This is a genomic window from Cupriavidus basilensis OR16, assembly GCF_000243095.1.
In the GTDB taxonomy this organism is placed as follows: domain Bacteria; phylum Pseudomonadota; class Gammaproteobacteria; order Burkholderiales; family Burkholderiaceae; genus Cupriavidus; species Cupriavidus basilensis_D.
In genome coordinates this window covers 25,849-42,306 of record NZ_AHJE01000001.1, presented here as the reverse complement: position 1 = coordinate 42,306, position 16,458 = coordinate 25,849, and the positions used below count along the sequence as shown (strand labels likewise).

Genomic DNA, 16,458 nt, shown 5'->3' with positions numbered 1-16,458 from the left:
CTGTCATCAGCGATCAAGGAACAAACATGAAATCGCCACAACAACCTTCGGCGCGCGGGCGCCCTCGTACCATCACGCGCGAACGGATCGCCGACGCGGGCATCGAGATCGGCTTGCCGAACATCACCTTTGTCGGCGTCGCCGCCGCACTCGGGGTCAGCCATATGGCGCTCTACAAGCACGTGCCGAGTCTTGAGGAACTCAAGCGCCTGGTCGCCGAGGAGATCTTCAGCCGCTGGCAGATTCCCCAGGCTTGCGGCAAGGGACGTGGCGGATTGAAGGATTACCTGATCGCGTTCACCACATCGGTACGGGTGTTCGTCAAGGCACACCCTGGGCTGACGCGTACGTGATCCGCAGGTTGCTGCGACACAGCCCATGCTCGCCAAAATCGATGGGCACCAGAGCCATCGCGCGTGCCTACGGCATCTCAAAGGAACAGGCACGTTGGCTGCTTGCGACGGTCGCATTCCACTGCATTGCCGTGGCCGACACGGTGTATTCGGTAGCAGGCCGAGAACCCCTTGTGGAGGCGGACCGCGCGGCGGAAGAAGCCGAGATGGAAGCGGAGCTTGTTCAGGGCATGCACGCGCTCATCGTCGGCGTGCTTGCCATGCTGGAGGAAGACGCCCACCGTGACAGTTCGGCATTGCAGATCAAGTCATAGGTGTCTCAAGATCTTTGATGGCGTCTTGGAAAGATTCATCGTGATGGCGCTGCTGATCCCGAATGTGCTCGTCCGTCGTGCTTGCGTGGTCGCCTGAGCATCTTGAACCCTTCCAGAAGCCACCGTTGACGCTCCGGAACGAGGACTGCGCCAAGCTTGCGCAAGAGGTGCTCAAGATGAGAGGGCAGGGGGGGGCGCGTGATCGTTGCGCATAGCGTTTTGCCGTGGACCGCTTGACGGACGTCGTAGGCGGCATTGGCCCGCGCGATAGCCTGCAGCCGCAAACGGCCTGCCATGTTCATGTCTGCCATGAGGCCCCGGCAAACTCCCGCGAGCGGTTAAAATGCGCGATTGGCTTTGAACCGCCAGGCGGCCATGCCCCGCCTCGCTCGCCCCACATTTGGAAGTAACCGTGAAAAACCCTTTAGAATCAACGATCAAAAAAGACCATATTCCAAATGTGGGATTCGTGAGCCTGGGCTGCCCCAAGGCGCTCGTGGACTCCGAGCAGATCATTACCCAGTTGCGCGCCGAGGGCTATGCCATCAGCGGCACCTATGACGGCGCCGACCTGGTGGTCGTCAATACCTGCGGCTTTATCGACGAAGCCGTGCAGGAAAGCCTGGATGCCATTGGCGAGGCGCTGGCCGAGAACGGCAAGGTCATCGTCACCGGCTGCCTGGGTGCCAAGAAGAATGCCGCGGGCGAGGACATCATCACGTCGGTGCATCCCAAGGTGCTGGCCGTGACCGGCCCGCACGCGCTGGGCGAGGTGATGCAGGCTGTGCACACGCACCTGCCCAAGCCGCATGACCCGTTCATGGACCTGGTGCCGGCCGCCGGCATCAAGCTCACGCCCAAGCATTACGCCTACCTGAAGATCTCCGAGGGCTGCAACCATCGCTGCTCGTTCTGCATCATCCCGTCGATGCGCGGCGACCTGGTCTCGCGCCCGGTGGCGGAAGTCATGCTGGAGGCGGAGAACCTGTTCAAGTCGGGCGTCAAGGAACTGCTGGTGATCTCGCAGGACACCAGCGCCTACGGCGTGGACGTGAAGTACCGCACCGGTTTCTGGGACGGCCGCCCGCTCAAGACGCGCATGACCGAGCTGGTTGGCGCGCTGGGTGAACTGGCTGCCAAGTACGGCGCCTGGGTGCGCCTGCACTACGTGTACCCGTACCCGCACGTCGACGAGATCATTCCGCTGATGTCGCAAGGGCACGTGCTGCCTTACCTGGACGTGCCGCTGCAGCACGCCCATCCGGACGTGCTCAAGCGCATGAAGCGCCCGGCCAACGCCGAGAAGACCATGGACCGCATCCGGGCCTGGCGCAAGATCTGCCCCGAGCTGACCATCCGCAGCACCTTTATCGCGGGCTTCCCCGGCGAGACCGAGGAAGAATTCCAGACGCTGCTGGACTTCATCGCGGAAGCCGAACTGGACCGCGTGGGCTGCTTCGCCTATTCGCCGGTGGACGGCGCCACGGCCAACGACCTGCCGGGCGCCTTGCCCGACGAGGTCCGCGAAGAGCGCCGCGCGCGCTTCATGGAAGTGGCCGAGGAAGTGTCCGCCCGGCGCCTGCAGCGCAAGGTCGGCCAGACCCTGCGCGTGCTGGTCGACGAGATCAACCAGGACGGCGGCATTGGCCGGTCCTCGGCCGATGCCCCGGAGATCGATGGCCTGGTCTATATCGACCCGCCTGCCGAGGGTTCGCCGCGCTACAAGGTCGGCGAGTTCGTCTCGGTGAAGATCACCGGCGCGGATGGCCACGATCTGTGGGGCGAAGTCTGACGCTGGCCATGGCCGCAGGTACGCTTAGGTAAAAGTACGGTCGTTCGTTTTGCCCGGCGCGCCGCTATACTGTGCGCTGCAACATCAGCCCAGGAGACACAAAATGACACGTGAAGTGGTGGTGGTGAGCGGCGTGCGGACCGCTATTGGTACCTTTGGCGGTAGCCTGAAGGATCTTTCCCCGACGCAGATGGGCGCCATGGTCGTGCGCGAGGCATTGGCCCGCGCGCAGGTCAGCATCGACGCGCCGGCACTGACCGTCAACCGGAGAGCATCCTGCTGGGCGATACCGACGTGGCCATCGGCGGCGGCGCGGAGAGCATGAGCCGCGCGCCGTACCTGGCGCAGGCGGCCCGCTGGGGCGCGCGCATGGGCGACGCCAAGATGATCGACATGATGCTGGGCGCGCTGCACGACCCGTTCCACGGCATCCATATGGGCGTGACCGCCGAGAACGTGGCCAAGGAATACGACATCTCCCGCGGCCAGCAGGACGAAGCGGCGCTTGAGTCGCACCGCCGCGCCTCGGCAGCGATCCGCGCCGGCCACTTCAAGGACCAGATCCTGCCGGTCACGCTGAAGGGCCGCAAGGGCGACGTTACCTTTGACACCGACGAGCACGTGCGCCACGACGCGGTCATCGAAGACATGACCAAGCTCAAGCCGGTGTTCGTGAAAGAGAACGGCACGGTCACCGCGGGCAATGCCTCGGGCCTGAACGATGCCGCCGCCGCGGTGGTGCTGATGGAACGCGCCGAGGCGGAGAAGCGCGGCCTCAAGCCGCTGGCGCGCCTGGTGTCCTACGCGCATGCCGGCGTCGATCCCAAGACCATGGGCATCGGCCCCGTGCCGGCCACGAAGAAGGCGCTGGAACGCGCGGGCCTGACCGTGGCCGACCTCGACGTGATCGAAGCCAACGAAGCCTTTGCCGCGCAAGCCTGCGCGGTGACCAAGGCGCTCGGCCTCGATCCGGCCAAGGTCAACCCGAACGGCTCGGGCATCTCCCTGGGCCACCCGATCGGCGCCACCGGCGCGCTGATCACCGTCAAGGCCCTGTACGAGCTGCAACGCGTGCAAGGCCGCTATGCACTGGTGACCATGTGCATCGGCGGTGGCCAGGGCATCGCGGCTATTTTCGAACGGCTCTGACGCCGAGGCTGTCTTGCGGCGCGTAGCGACTCTGTCCTTGTCACTTTCCGTCTCCCTGTCACGGGTAGCCGGGCTGGCCGCGGCAACGCTGGCCGGCGCCGCGCTGGCCGCCGGCGGCACCGAGCTGTCCACGGGTACGCCCGGGGCTGGCACCGACGCCAGCCAGGTGCAGGGTTTCGGGATCAACCAGGCCATCCGAGAGGGTGAGTCGCGCCGCGGCGCGCAGCTTTCCACCGGGCCCGCGCCCAAGGCGCTAGCGCCGCGGCCCGAGTACCAGTCGTTGCCGGTCTACGTGGGCACGCTCGGCGACCAGCCGGTGCGCCTGCGCCTGGGCCCTAAGCCCGATGAGCGCGACAGCGTGCGCGGCGAGTACAGCGTCGGCCGCGCCGGCGGTGTGCGGCTGCTGGCCGGCGAATTCGAGAACGGCGCCTTCCTGATGGAGGAGTCCAACGACGGCACGCATGTCACGGGCAACTGGGAAGGCACCATCGACGGTGCCGGCGTCGTGCATGGCAACTGGACCGATCCGGTCAACCCGGCCATCGTGCTCCCCTTCATGATCCGGCCCCTGGGTGTGCTGGTGATTCCGCCGTTCGACATGACCCCGAACAGCGGTATTACCTACGCGCCGCCCGCGCCGAAGTCCTCGATTTCCGGCCGGTAGCGTCAAGTCGGGGCAGGTCCGGCCAGGTAGGCCAACGCGCACCCGAATGCTGGTAAGCTCGAACGCTCATCGAGTTATCGCCAGACAAGGAATCGCCGTGTCCGACCGCAAGCCACCCGAGCAGCCTGCTTCCCAATCCGCCTTCCTGGCGACCGTGGCCGTCCAGCCAGAACTGGACATCGCGCCCGGCTTCGCTTCTTTTTCCCAAGCTACCCATCGTGGCTCCACCGTGGTGTTCCGCAACCTGGCGGAGCTGCGCGCGCATGGCGACGGCACCACCACCTACTGGCGCTATGGCCTGCACGCCACGCCCACCAGCGAGGCCCTGTGCCAGCACCTCGCACTGATCGAAGGCGCGCGCCATACGCTGCTGTTGCCGTCGGGGCTGGCCGCGATCTCGCAGGTCTACTTCGCCTTGGTCAAGTCGGGCGACGATGTGCTCGTCCCGGATAACGTCTATGGCCCCAACCGCGAGCACGGCGAGTGGCTGGCGCGGGACTTCGGCGTCTCGGTCCGCTACTACGACCCCATGATCGGCGCCGGCATTGCCGGCCTGATCCGCCCCAACACCCGCCTGATCTGGATGGAGTCGCCGGGCTCGGTGACCATGGAGGTGCCTGACACCGTGGCCATAGTGGCCGCGGCCAAGGCGCGCGGCGTGCTCACGGCGATCGACAATACGTGGTCGGCCGGCGTGTATTTCCGGCCGTTCGACAAGGGCATCGACATCTCGGTGCAGGCCCTGACCAAGTACCAGTCGGGCGGCAGCGACGTGTTGATGGGCGCCGTGCTTACCCGTGACGACAAGCTCCACGACCGCATCCGGCACGCCCGCATGCTGATGGGCTGGGGCGTGTCGGCCGACGATTGCTACCTGGTGCTGCGCTCGCTGCCCAGCATGCCGGTCAGGCTCGCGGCGCACGACCGCGCCGCGCGCGAGGTGGCCGAATGGCTGACCCAGCGCCCGGAGGTGGTCAAGGTCTTGCACCCCGCGCTGCCGGATTGCCCCGGTCATGACTTCTGGCGGCGCGATTTCAGCGGCGCCACCGGGCTGTTCTCGATCGTGCTGCATGCGCGCTACACGCGCGCCCAGGTCGATGCTTTTGTCGAGGCACTGCGCCTGTTCGCGATCGGCTGGTCCTGGGGCGGGGCGCATAGCCTGGCGTTGCCATACCACGTCCAGACCATGCGGCCCCAGGGCAGCTGGCCGCCCATTGGCTGGGACAATACCGGCGAGCTGGTGCGCCTTTATATCGGCCTGGAAGATACCCGCGACCTGATTGCCGACTTGCGCGGCGCGATGGAAGCAAAACTGACCGCTTGAGATGAAACGGGCCGCGCCGGACAAGATCCGGCGCGGCCCGTTTGGGGCACCGTGCGGCGCTCTGCTCGCGCGGCTTCCGGCCGCCAGGCGCTTAATGCGGGAACAACTGCAGCAATCCGTCCAGCCCGACGTGGTTGAACGCGACGCTGGCCTGCGCGCGCACCACCGGCTTGGCCCGGAACGCCACCGACAGACCGGCCACGGCCATCATCTTGAGGTCGTTGGAACCGTCGCCCATGACGATGGCCTGGGACGGGTCCGCGCCGATCTGCGCGCACACTTCCTGCACCGTGCGGGCCTTGACGTCGGCATTGACGATCTCGCCCAGCACCTGCCCAGTGAGCTTGCCATCGACGATCTCCAGCGTGTTGGCGCGGGTGACATCGAGCTTCAGCCGCGTCTTGAGCTTCTCGGTGAAATGCACGAAGCCGCCCGACACCAGCAGGGTGCGCATGCCCAGGGCCTGCACCGTCTGCAGCATCTTCTCCGCACCGGGCGACAGGCGCAGGCGCTCCTCATACACGCGGTCCAGCACGCTCGCGTCCAATCCCTTGAGCAAGGCCACGCGGCGGCGCAGGCTCTCGTTGAAATCGGTGATCTCGCCACGCATGGCGGCCTCGGTAATGGCCGAGACTTCCGCCTTGAGGCCGCAGAAGTCAGCGATCTCGTCGATGCACTCGATGGTGATCAGCGTGGAATCCATATCCATCGCCACCAGCTTGAAGTCCGACAGCTTGCGCCCGGCGGGCACAATGGCCCAGTCGATGGCGCGGGGGCCGCAGTAGGCGTCCAGCGCTTCGCGCAGGGCAGGCGTCAGTGGTGCGCTGTTGCTGGCCGTTGCCACGGTTTCGTCACGCGGCGCGAGGGCAGGCGCATGGGCGAGCGTGCGGATGGCGTCGATGTCGGCGGAGGCGAGCGGGGCGAGGGCAGGCGCATGGGCGAGCGTGCGGATGGCGTCGATGTCGGCGGAGGCGAGCGGGGCGAGGCTTTGCAGGATCAGGGGCATGGCGGGGGCGGCGCGCGGCAAGGGCGCGGCGGCGGGTGTGTTGAATGCGGAGACCGTGCCGCGCTAGGCGGCGAAGGACAGTATTGTAACTGGCCCTGTGCCAGGTCCCTTGGAACCAGAGACCGCTGCGCTGCCCGGGGCACGTTGTGCCCCTTTTCCGGAAGTACGCACGTGCGCGACGTGGCTGGGAACGCACCAGGCGCAGACGACCTGGACGAACATCGCCAGATCGTCCAGGTCGAGCGCGATATTTATCCCGAAATGGATTAAACAAATCCTATTTGACCGTCTAGTGTCAGACGACTTCAATCTCCATACTTGAGGTGTCGCACAGTAGGCGGCCATTTCCGGGCCGCCGGCCGCAGCCGCGAGATGCCACCCCAAGGCGCTGGCGGCGCCGGTCGAAAGCACGGGCTGGTTGGCGGATCCGCCACGCGAGCGGACAATGTTGTGATCGAGTTTGTGAACGCTGTCCACTGATTACAAAAGGAGGGCTAAATGGTTAACTCCACAAAGCCGCGCGCCATCGGCTTCAACCACGTAGCGCTCGAAGTCGGCGATATCGAGGAAGCGCTGGCATTCTATGGCCGCATCTTCGACTTTCAGTTACGCAGCAAGAGCAAGACGATGGCCTTCATCGATCTTGGTGACCAATTCATCGCGTTGCAGGCGGGACGCAAACAGCCCGCCGATGACGGCCGGCATGTCGGCCTCGTTGTCGATGACAAGGAGGCGGCGCGCGCCGCCCTCAAGGCGGCGGGGGTCAAGGCGATCGACGGTCCGTTCCTGGATTTCCGCGACCCCTGGGGCAATCGCATCGAGATTGTGGGCTATGACAATATCCAGTTCACCAAGGCTCCGAACGTTCTGCGCGGCATGGGCCTGACGCAATTGACCAAGAACGAGAGCGCGAAAAAGGAGCTGGCGGAAAAAGGGATGGCGGCGAGCTAGAGTCCCTCGTGTGGCGTTGTGAGCTCAATCGTCGGGTGTGGCGTCAGCAGGGATCGGTTTTCCGAGGACGTGCACGTGGTCACCTCATGTCCAAGAACTATCCGGGAGCTGTCGTCCGGGTTGATGGCGAGAGCCCTGCCAACGCTCTACCCGCAGATGTGGCTCCGCGAGCGGTTCTGGTCGGCAAGCCGGAACCGATCGAAATCCAGTCTTGCCGTTAGGCTACGAAAATGCTGGCCGATTCTGGTGGGAATGGTTCCAAGGGCAGCGACCGAACCCTGCTCTATTTCGGTTGGCTGACCCTGTTCATCTATCTGGCAACGCCGGCCGGTATCCTGGTTGATATACAGACGTCGTACATACTCAAGAACCAGTTGCATGCGACGGCGACGCAAATCTCGACATTCCGGCTGGTTACGGGCATACCGGTGTACATTGCGTTCGCCTTCGGCCTCGCGCGCGACCAATGGAACCCGCTGGGATTGCGGGATCGCGGCTTCTTCCTGATTTTCGCCCCGGCGACCGCGGCAGCATACATCTGGATGGCGTTTTCAGGCTTCTCATACTCGCGACTCGTTATCGGGATTCTGCTGGCAATGTTGTCATCCCGGTTTGTCGCCGCGGCCTATCAGGGTTCTTCCTGGTGGCGATGGCCACGTTATTGATTGCGGCGTTTGGGCTCTGGAAGCCCATTTCCGTCTTCGGCAATATCTATGAGAAGCCGCAAGCCAGGGGCGCGGATCTTGTTGGGAATGTCAGGCGGCTGGTGAGGCACAAGGCCGTTTATCCAGCGGTCCTCATCTGCTTTCTGTGGAACTTTGCGCCAGGATCGGCCACTCCGCTGCAGTTCTATCTGACCAATGAGCTGCATGCATCGGATTCCGTTTACTCGTACTACAACGGGATCTTTGCCGCTGCGTTCATCCCGACATTTTTTCTGTACGGCTTTCTGTGCAAGAAAGTATCGCTGAACAAGCTGCTGTGGTGGGGAACGATCGTCGCAGTGCCGCAGATGATTCCGCTGGCATTCATTCACTCAGCCAGCCTCGCGCTCGTACTGGCGGCGCCGATAGGGCTGATGGGCGGTATCGCCACGGCAGCATACTTCGATCTCGCGATGCGGTCCTGTCCGCCAGGCTTGCAAGGAACCTTGATGATGCTGGTGGATGGCGTTCTCGCGCTCTCGGCGCGTGCCGGCGATTTATTGGGCTCGTGGATCTATAACAGCAGTCCAACGCACGGATTCATCTATTGTGTGATCGCGACGACCGTGGTGTACGCACTGATCCTGCCCTTAATCCCGCTGACGCCGAGAGAATTGATCGCTACCAGGGATGGCGAGCCAAACCGGGAGGTCGAGGCCGAGGTGCTGAACGAGATCCGGGAAGCGGAGCGTCCATAGACGCCCGCGGCTTGGACGGGTGCAGCCGGTTGAATCCACAACCCTGAGCGGGCGGCCGAGCCCGCTCAGGGCGGTCAGTCACATCGGACGGCAAGCGCAGGCGTTCGGGATGCCCACCAATGCCCTGTCAGGGCACCAGCACGGTGGAGCCCACTGTCTTGCGCGACTCGAGCGCGCGATGCGCGTCGGCGATTATCGGCCAGGGCAAAGGTCTGCTGGGGTTCGCTCGCGATGCGGCCGGCCAGCACGTGGTCGAATAATTCCTTGGCCATGTCCAGCATGTGCGCGCGCGGCTGGATATAGTGCATCATGGCCGGCCGCGTAAACCAGATCGATCCCTTTGCGGCCAGCGTCTGGGAATCGACGATCACCGCGCCCGACGAGGTGCCGTTACTGATCAGCGAGCCCCGCGGCTGCAGGCAGTCCAGCGAGGCTTCCAGCGTGTCCTTGCCTACCGAGTCCGTTGGCCTTGGCGATCGCGGCCTTCTCGTCGGTACTCACGGTGCCGATCATGGTGACGCCCATTGCCCGCGCCCACTGGCAGGCGATCAGCCCCACGCCACCCGCAGCCGCGTGATAGAGGATGGTCTCGCCACCCTGGAGCGGGTAGACCTGACGAAACAGGTATTGTGCCGTCATGCCTTTCATCATCAGCGTGGCGGCGGTGCGCTCGGAGATACCATCGGGCAGCGGGATCAGCACCGCGGCCGGCATCACGCGCACCTGGGAGTAAGCGCCCTGCGGCCCGATCAGGTAGCCGACGCGGTCACCCACGCGGATGTCCGTCACGCCGGGACCCACGGCCTCGACCACACCGACCGCGTCGGAGCCCAGCCCGTTGGGCAGCGCCAGCGGGTAGCGGCCGGTGCGGAAATAGATATCGATGAAGTTCAGCGCGATATAGCTGTGGCGCACGCGGGCCTCGCCGGGGCCGGGCTCGCCGACCTCGACGTCCTCGAACTTCAGCACTTGCGCGCCGCCGGTTTCGTAGAAGCGAATGGCTTTTGACATGCTTGTATTCCTGTCTATGTTCTGTAGGGTTCCACGCCGCGAATCAGTTGATTGCCAACAGCCCCGCGGCCGCGCAGCGCTGCATGCATCGACTCGCGCGGACGCACGGCCTGGCCCGATCGCTCATTGGTTGAACTTGATGTTGTACGCCTTGACGATCTGCGCGTTGCGCTCGTACTCGGCATGCGTCATTTTGGCCAGCGCTTCGGGGCTTTCGCTGACCATCGGAGAGAAGCTGAGCCCCATCAGCTTCTCACGTACTTTGGGTGTCGAGGCCACCTTGGTAACCACGGCATTGATCCTGTTCACGATGTCGTCGGGCACCTTGGCCGATACGATGACGCCCACCCAGTTCGAGAAATCGATGATCTCGGGGAAGCCCTGCTCCGCCATCGTCGGCACATCGGGCAGTTGCGCCAGCCGCGTTGTCGTCCCGACCCCGAAGGCCTTGAGCTTGCCTGCCTTGATCAGGGGCAGCGAGGTCACGGCACCGTCGAACATGATGTCGACCTGGCCGCCCATCACGTTCTGCAGCGCGGGTGGCGAGCCAGGGAAGGGCACGTGCTGCAGGTCCAGTCCGGACTTCCTGGCAAAGATGGCGCCAGCGTAGTGCGAGCTGGTTCCCGCGGTGTAGGACGCATAGCTTCCCTGGCCACCCTTGGCGGTCTTGAGGTAGCTGATCAACCCTTTCAGGTCCTTGGCCTGCACCGTCGGCGTTGCCACCAGCACCATGGCGGAGCGGGCCACCATCGTCACCGGCTTGACGTCCTTGACCGGATCGAAGCCCGTCTTCATCACCAGCGGAATTTCGGTCAGGATGTTGCTTGCAATGACCATGATCGTTTGGCCATCCGGTGGCGCGAGATTCAGTCCCTGCACACCGATGGCGCCGCCTGCGCCCGGCTTGTTGTCGACGATCACCGGTTGGCCGATCTCGGTCGAGATGGCCTCGGACAGCACCCGCGCCACGACGTCCATCGTGCCGCCGGCGGGCGCCGGCACCACGACCCTGACTGGCTTTTGCGACCATGCGTTTGCCGCCAGAGGCGCCGCGCACAGGGCGAAGGCGACCCCGAGCAGCGTCGCGCGCTGGCGATACCTGATTGCTTGCTTCATCCTTGTCTCCTCGTTGTTGTAGTTTGTTGTAGTTTGTTGTTGTTAGTCAGGGCGTGGCGGCGCTCAGGCGACCTTGCGCAGGTGGCCCTGCTGGCGACCAACGCGGTTTGGCGCGAAGCCGTTGGCCGCCAGGGACTCCTCAACGGTGTCGTAGAACACGCCGATCTTGGAAATCTCGCGCGCCTGCTGCGCAGTGGCGATCGGGCGGCCGAACTCGCGTGAAATGCGCACCAGTTGCTCGACCTGCTGGACCGTGCTGAATTTCCCGGTGCGCTGCTGGTTCCAGAGGTTGTCCTCGATGCCGCAGCGCACATGCAGGCCCATGGCGATGCCCATCATGTTGATCGGCAGCACGTTGAGCACCGAGCTTTCCACCGTCAGCACCGCGCCATCGGGCACGGCGCGCACAATGTTGGCCATGTTGTAGATATTGGGCGCATCCATGCCGCCGCTGATGGCCACCCAGTTCATGACCAGCGGGCCTTTGTAGATGCCCCTGCGCATCAGGCGCTCGACCGACTCGAAGCTGTTGATGTTGTAGCACTGGAAAGCGCTCTGGATGCCGGCGGCAGTCAGGCGGCGGATGTGTTCCTCGACCCAGCCGGGCTGCGAGGGCACTGTCATTTCCTTGTAAGCCTGGAAGATGGCAGGATCTTCCATCGACGTGCCGCGCAGGTCTTCGTAATCGAAGTGCTCAAGCACATTCATCTGCGAGGTGTTCACGGTCACCGTGACCTGGTCGGGCTTGGGATCGAGATCGGCCAGCATGTGGCGCGTATCGTCGGAAAGCCACTTGGCGGCAGCGCCATCGCTCTCTGGTGCGAAGGAGATCGAGCCACCGCCTTCTGGATCTGCGCCTCCATCGTCACCGGGATGTCCTCGGGGAAGTCGGAGGGGACATAGGACGGCGCGTAGGGCGCGGCCGTGATGACGAGGGGCTGCTGGTTTTCGGGGAACAGGTGTCCGTCGAGAAAGTTCATGGTGTGTCTCCTGGGTGGGCGAAGAAGAAGGGGGTAGGGTTGGCGGGAATGAGGCTCAGAACACCTTGTCGCCGACGATGCCGGCGCGTTCCATCTTGCGATGGCAGGGCGGGTAGTCCATCACGGCGTAATGCTGCGTCGAGCGGTTGTCCCAGATGGCGATGCTGTTCGGTTTCCAGCGCCAGCGCACCTGGTATTCGGGGATCAAGGCCTGGCCGATCAGGTACTGCAGCAGCGCCGATCCGCCTTGTGTGAAGTCCTGGCCGTAGCGCACGTTGGCCGCCGTGTGGAAGTTCGTGAAATGGGTGGTGAAGCCGTTGACGAACAGCACCTTCTCGCCGGTTTCGGGGTGGGTGCGCACCACGGGATGCTCGGCATCCGGGTACTGGGCCTTGAGTGCCAGGCGCTTCTCGATCGGCATGGCCGCACCGAACGTGGCTTCGATGCTGTGCCGCGCACGCAGGCCAGCGATCTGGATCTTGACCTGGTCGGGCAGCTTCTCGTAGGCCAGCGCCATATTGGCCCACATGGTGTCGCCGCCCACCGGCGGGCATTCCACGCAGCGCAGCACGCAGCCCATTGGTGGCGACTCGCGCCAGGTGGCGTCGCTGTGCCAGCCGTTCTCGTAGCGGTCGTTGGGGGCGTCTGGCGACTTGTAGATGCGCACCAGGCCCGGGTGATCCGGGTCGCTGCCGACCACGGGGTGGTCCTCGAGTTCACCGAAGCGGCGCGCGAAGCCAACATGCTCGGCGCGCGCGATGTCCTGGTCGCGCAAGAACAGCACCTTGTGCTTGAGCAGCGCGGCCCTGATTTCGGCGAACAGGCCATCGTCGTGCACGGCGTCTGCCAGGTTCACGTTCACGAGCTCGGCGCCTATGGCGCACGTCAGCGGTTCGATATGCATGGATTGTCTCCTTGGTTCTTCTTGTTTTCTTGTTCAGATCACCAGGGCGGACGAGCCCGTGGTCTTGCGGGGCTCGAGGTCGCGGTGAGCATGGCCGGCTATATACGGCGCGTAGCGCTGGTCGGGCCGCTCTTGCGTTGAGAGCTGCCGCTGATACTTGCTTGGTCAGTGGTGCAACGTGGCATCGGAGCGGCTCGAGAGACGCCCTGCGTCAAGCCACTCGATCGACTTTTGGGGCCTTGGGCAGGGGCCATAGCCAGATGCCGGGTTCAGATGACCGACCTCGCCCAGGTCCACTGTGTCACTGCCCCAGGCCTGCGCGAGTTCGATCACCCTCGGCAGTTCACCCAGCGGATCGTTCCGGCTGGTAGCCACCAGGCTGGGAAACGGAAGCCGCCGGCGCGGGACCGGGAGCCAGCCGCTGGCGTGGATCGCGGAAAGTGTCGGGTAGCCTTCCGGCATGGGGCGTTCAAAGTCGGGTGGGCAGGCCAGCAATGCGCCCTTGATACGTGCCGCGTATGCGGTTGTCAGGGCCCAGTGGGCAAGCATGATGCAGCCACCGCTGTGGGCGACCAGCAGGACCGGACCGCCGATGTCTGCCACCGCCTGCTCGATCGCCGCGACACGGCGATAGCAGTCCAGGTTTTCACGCCCCATTGGCGGCACTGTGCGGGCATCGGGCAGTTGCCCGGCCAGCAATGTCTGCCAATGCTCGGCAACCTGGTCACGCAGGCCGGGCTGCAAGATCGAATGCGATGTATTATTTGGGACATTCGATGTCTAAATTGGGACATGCGCATGCCCGGTTACACGCCCTTGATCCGAAGCGCCAGTCTTACCGGCTACATGGAGCTGGCGCGCCGCCATGGACTCAACCCTGAGGCGATGCTGCGCAAGGCGGGGTTGAGTCCTCGGAGCCCTCTCGATCCCGACATGCCGGTCAGCAGCATGGCGGTACGCCAGCTGCTTGAGGAGAGCGCATCGACGGCCGGCGTCGAAGACTTCGGTTTGCAACTGGCCATGGGCCGGCGGCTAGCCAACCTGGGCCCGATCAGTTTTGTGATGCGCGAAGCGCCGAACGCGCGGCAGGCGCTGGACAACCTGTGTCGCTATATGCGCCTGATCAACGCGGCGCTGTTGACCAGCATCGAAGACTTTGGCGACGCCGTCTTGATTCGCGAAGAGATCCTGGCCACCGGCAAGTACCCGGTGCGGCAGTCCATTGAAATGGCCGTGGGCGTGCTATACCGCACGATCCAGGAACTATTGGGGCCAAGCTGGCGGGCCCGAAGCGTCTGTTTCGAGCATCGTCAACCGCACGGTGCCACGTGTCACAAAGCGCTGTTCGGTTCGGTGGTTGAGTTCAATGCAAGTTTCAATGGCATCGTCTGTGCCGCGAAGGACCTCGCCGCGCCCATGCCGGTCAATGACTACCGCATGACGCCCTATGTCCGTCGCTTTCTCGATCAGGCCTTGTCGGGATCCGATGACAGCGCGACGCACACCGTTCGGCAGGTCGTGGTTGCCATGTTGCCTGGGGGCAGGTGTACGTCAGACCAGGTGGCAAAGCACCTCGGCGTGGATCGCCGAACCTTGCATCGCCGTCTCGCGGCAGAAGGCACGCGCTTTTTGTCGCTGCTCCAGTCGGTCCGGGCTGAGTTGGCCTCCCGCCAGATCCTCGACAGCGATCGCTCCCTCGCCGAACTCGCCGATCTGCTCGGCTTCTCAAGCCCCAGCGCTTTCGCTTTCTGGTTCAGGAAACACTTTGGCATGACGGTGTCGAGCTGGAAGCAAACTTCACTGGCTGCCGCGAATGCACTGCCGCAACGTGGCTGATCATAGCGCCTGCGCTGTAGTGCCCGCACGGAGGTGATGTACGGCGCAGGGAGTCAATGAGAAAAAGCGCTGATCCGCCTTGGATGGCCAGTCGCCACTCATCACTCATCACTCATCACTCATCACCGCACGTTCGGCATATGGTCCCCTGACCGCCGCTACTCGGCCGGTCCTGCCGACGCAGACGAAATCACCCCGATCATCGTCTGCCCGGCAATCACCCTTATCGCTGCGCCATCGTCATATAGTCGACCGTCAAACCAGCCAGCGCCCTGACCCCATTCACCAACGCGGCCTCATCCACATAGAACTCCGGCGAATGATTGGAAGGTGCCTTGTTCACATCCGTCCCCTTGGGCGTCACCCCCAGGTTAAAGAACAACCCCGGCACCTTCTCCTGATAGAACGAGAAGTCCTCGGAAGCCGTACCCTTCGGCGTAATCATCCAGTTCCCGTCCCCCGCCACACGCTTGAGCGTGGGTGCCATCGTCTCGGTCAGTGCCGGCTGGTTGACGGTGGCGTTGTATAGCTCCACTACCTTGAAATCCGCCTCGGCGCCGGCGCTGGCGGCGATGGCTTCGGTGGTGCGCTTCATGCGCGCGTGGATGTCCTTCTTCATGCCTTCATCGTAGGTGCGGATGGTGCCCATCATCTCGACCTTTTCAGGCACGATGTTCATGCGGTTGCCGCCGTGGATGGTGCCCACGGTGATGACGGACGGTTCCAGCATGGCGTTGACCTGGCGGCTCTGGATGGTCTGCAGGCCGAGCACGATCTGCGAGGCCACCACGATGGGGTCGATGCCGCCCCAGGGCCGGGCGCCGTGGGTCTGGCGGCCCTTGACGTCGATCCAGAACTGGTCGGCGGCGGCCATGGCGGGGCCGCTGCGCCAGCCGAGCTTGCCGGATTCGATGCCGCTGGTGACATGCAGGCCGAAGATGGCATCCACCTTCGGGTTGTCGAGCACGCCTTCGGCCACCATCTGCTTGGCGCCCCACGTATTGCTGCCGTTGGGCTCGAAATCCGCCGGGCTTTCCTCGGCCGGCTGGAAGATGAACTTGACCGTGCCCGGCAGCTGGTCCTTCATGCCGGCCAGCACCTCTGCCGTGGCCATCAGGATGGCGACGTGCGTGTCATGCCCGCAGGCGTGCATCACGTCCACCTCCTTGCCCAGGAACATGCCCTTGGCCTTGGAGGCGAAGGGCACGTCCACGCGTTCCTTGACCGGCAGCGCATCCATGTCCGCGCGCAGCGCCACCACCGGGCCCGGCTTGCCGCCCTTGAGCACGCCCACCACGCCGGTCTTGGCGACCCCGGTCTTCACGTCCATGCCGAGCTTGCGCAGGTGGTCCGCCACCAGCTTGGAGGTACGGACTTCATAGTTGCCGAGCTCCGGGTGCTGGTGGATATCACGGCGCCAGGCGATCAGTTGCGCTTCGACCGCCTTGGCGCGGGTGTCGATCTGCGCCTGCAGGCTTCCGGCGCCGGCGGCTTGCGCCTGTGCGGCGGGGGCGAGGCAGAGCAGGCCGGCGGCCAGCGAGAGGGCCGACAGGCCGGCACGCAGTGTGGAGCGCGTGGACGTTTGGCAACGATGGGCTTGTTGTGCAGCCATGAAGAAGTCTCCTTGCTTTTGTTGCAGAGCCTGAAAAACGAGGG

Annotated in this window: 12 protein-coding genes and 4 pseudogenes; 9 read left to right on the top strand and 7 right to left on the bottom strand. The window is 64.3% G+C overall.

Annotation, left to right across the window (positions count from 1 at the left end):
- Positions 1-26: 26 nt before the first annotated feature.
- The 6 genes and pseudogenes from OR16_RS45050 to OR16_RS00160 all read left to right on the top strand — a co-directional run bounded on the left by OR16_RS45050 (position 27) and on the right by OR16_RS00160 (position 5,596).
- Positions 27-353: a TetR/AcrR family transcriptional regulator gene (locus tag OR16_RS45050; RefSeq protein WP_237716862.1), complete on the top strand. Its 327-nt coding sequence runs from the start codon at positions 27-29 to the stop codon at positions 351-353.
- A gap of 41 nt (positions 354-394) precedes the next feature.
- Entirely contained in the window at positions 395-667 is a 273-nt protein-coding gene (locus OR16_RS45045; protein ID WP_237716861.1) for a hypothetical protein, read from the top strand.
- 436 nt (positions 668-1,103) lie between these two features.
- Positions 1,104-2,459, top strand: coding sequence for a 30S ribosomal protein S12 methylthiotransferase RimO (rimO, locus tag OR16_RS00175; RefSeq protein ID WP_043417857.1), 1,356 nt, complete (start codon positions 1,104-1,106; stop codon positions 2,457-2,459).
- A gap of 103 nt (positions 2,460-2,562) precedes the next feature.
- Positions 2,563-3,608: pseudogene (locus tag OR16_RS00170) on the top strand (acetyl-CoA C-acyltransferase).
- A 37-nt stretch (positions 3,609-3,645) separates the two neighbouring features.
- Positions 3,646-4,272 (top strand): hypothetical protein, encoded by a 627-nt coding sequence (locus tag OR16_RS00165; protein ID WP_006155930.1) that lies wholly within the window; start codon positions 3,646-3,648, stop codon positions 4,270-4,272.
- A 97-nt stretch (positions 4,273-4,369) separates the two neighbouring features.
- Positions 4,370-5,596: a cystathionine beta-lyase gene (locus OR16_RS00160; RefSeq protein WP_006155929.1), complete on the top strand. Its 1,227-nt coding sequence runs from the start codon at positions 4,370-4,372 to the stop codon at positions 5,594-5,596.
- Between the two features lie 91 nt (positions 5,597-5,687).
- Here OR16_RS00160 and serB read toward each other — a convergent pair whose 3' ends face one another.
- The gene (gene serB, locus OR16_RS00155; protein ID WP_006155928.1) at positions 5,688-6,602 is read right to left on the bottom strand and encodes a phosphoserine phosphatase SerB; all 915 of its coding nucleotides are present in this window, start codon (positions 6,600-6,602) and stop codon (positions 5,688-5,690) included.
- 498 nt (positions 6,603-7,100) lie between these two features.
- On the opposite strand from serB, the gene OR16_RS00150 reads away from it, so the two are divergent.
- Together OR16_RS00150 and OR16_RS00145 are read left to right on the top strand one after the other, a co-directional pair.
- Positions 7,101-7,553, top strand: coding sequence for a VOC family protein (locus tag OR16_RS00150; RefSeq protein ID WP_006155927.1), 453 nt, complete (start codon positions 7,101-7,103; stop codon positions 7,551-7,553).
- 230 nt (positions 7,554-7,783) lie between these two features.
- Positions 7,784-8,955: pseudogene (locus tag OR16_RS00145) on the top strand (MFS transporter).
- Between the two features lie 127 nt (positions 8,956-9,082).
- Here OR16_RS00145 and OR16_RS00140 read toward each other — a convergent pair.
- The 5 genes and pseudogenes from OR16_RS00140 to OR16_RS00120 form a co-directional block, all read right to left on the bottom strand.
- Positions 9,083-9,966 (bottom strand): annotated as a pseudogene (locus OR16_RS00140) (quinone oxidoreductase family protein).
- Between the two features lie 123 nt (positions 9,967-10,089).
- Complete coding sequence (locus OR16_RS00135) at positions 10,090-11,082, bottom strand: Bug family tripartite tricarboxylate transporter substrate binding protein (protein WP_006155925.1); 993 nt, start codon at positions 11,080-11,082, stop codon at positions 10,090-10,092.
- Positions 11,083-11,145: 63 nt separating this feature from the next.
- A pseudogene (locus OR16_RS00130) lies at positions 11,146-12,062 on the bottom strand (3-keto-5-aminohexanoate cleavage protein).
- A gap of 55 nt (positions 12,063-12,117) precedes the next feature.
- The gene (locus OR16_RS00125) at positions 12,118-12,966 is read right to left on the bottom strand and encodes a TauD/TfdA dioxygenase family protein (protein ID WP_006155922.1); all 849 of its coding nucleotides are present in this window, start codon (positions 12,964-12,966) and stop codon (positions 12,118-12,120) included.
- A gap of 165 nt (positions 12,967-13,131) precedes the next feature.
- Complete coding sequence (locus OR16_RS00120; protein WP_006155921.1) at positions 13,132-13,710, bottom strand: RBBP9/YdeN family alpha/beta hydrolase; 579 nt, start codon at positions 13,708-13,710, stop codon at positions 13,132-13,134.
- Between the two features lie 54 nt (positions 13,711-13,764).
- On the opposite strand from OR16_RS00120, the gene OR16_RS00115 reads away from it, so the two are divergent.
- A complete protein-coding gene (locus tag OR16_RS00115) occupies positions 13,765-14,802 on the top strand; it encodes an AraC family transcriptional regulator (protein WP_043417855.1) in 1,038 nt (345 codons plus the stop codon).
- A gap of 223 nt (positions 14,803-15,025) precedes the next feature.
- On the opposite strand, the gene OR16_RS00110 is transcribed toward OR16_RS00115, so the two are convergent.
- Positions 15,026-16,414: an amidohydrolase gene (locus OR16_RS00110; RefSeq protein ID WP_006155919.1), complete on the bottom strand. Its 1,389-nt coding sequence runs from the start codon at positions 16,412-16,414 to the stop codon at positions 15,026-15,028.
- Positions 16,415-16,458: the final 44 nt, after the last annotated feature.

What these genes read in the sequence shown, in the direction of transcription:
- OR16_RS45050 (WP_237716862.1), top strand. Translation starts at nt 27, where the DNA reads ATGAAATCGCCACAACAACCTTCGGCGCGCGGGCGCCCTCGTACCATC.
- OR16_RS45045 (WP_237716861.1), top strand. Translation starts at nt 395, where the DNA reads ATGGGCACCAGAGCCATCGCGCGTGCCTACGGCATCTCAAAGGAACAG.
- serB (WP_006155928.1), bottom strand. Translation starts at nt 6,602, where the DNA reads ATGCCCCTGATCCTGCAAAGCCTCGCCCCGCTCGCCTCCGCCGACATC.
- OR16_RS00150 (WP_006155927.1), top strand. Translation starts at nt 7,101, where the DNA reads ATGGTTAACTCCACAAAGCCGCGCGCCATCGGCTTCAACCACGTAGCG.
- OR16_RS00135 (WP_006155925.1), bottom strand. Translation starts at nt 11,082, where the DNA reads ATGAAGCAAGCAATCAGGTATCGCCAGCGCGCGACGCTGCTCGGGGTC.
- OR16_RS00125 (WP_006155922.1), bottom strand. Translation starts at nt 12,966, where the DNA reads ATGCATATCGAACCGCTGACGTGCGCCATAGGCGCCGAGCTCGTGAAC.
- OR16_RS00115 (WP_043417855.1), top strand. Translation starts at nt 13,765, where the DNA reads ATGCCCGGTTACACGCCCTTGATCCGAAGCGCCAGTCTTACCGGCTAC.
- OR16_RS00110 (WP_006155919.1), bottom strand. Translation starts at nt 16,414, where the DNA reads ATGGCTGCACAACAAGCCCATCGTTGCCAAACGTCCACGCGCTCCACA.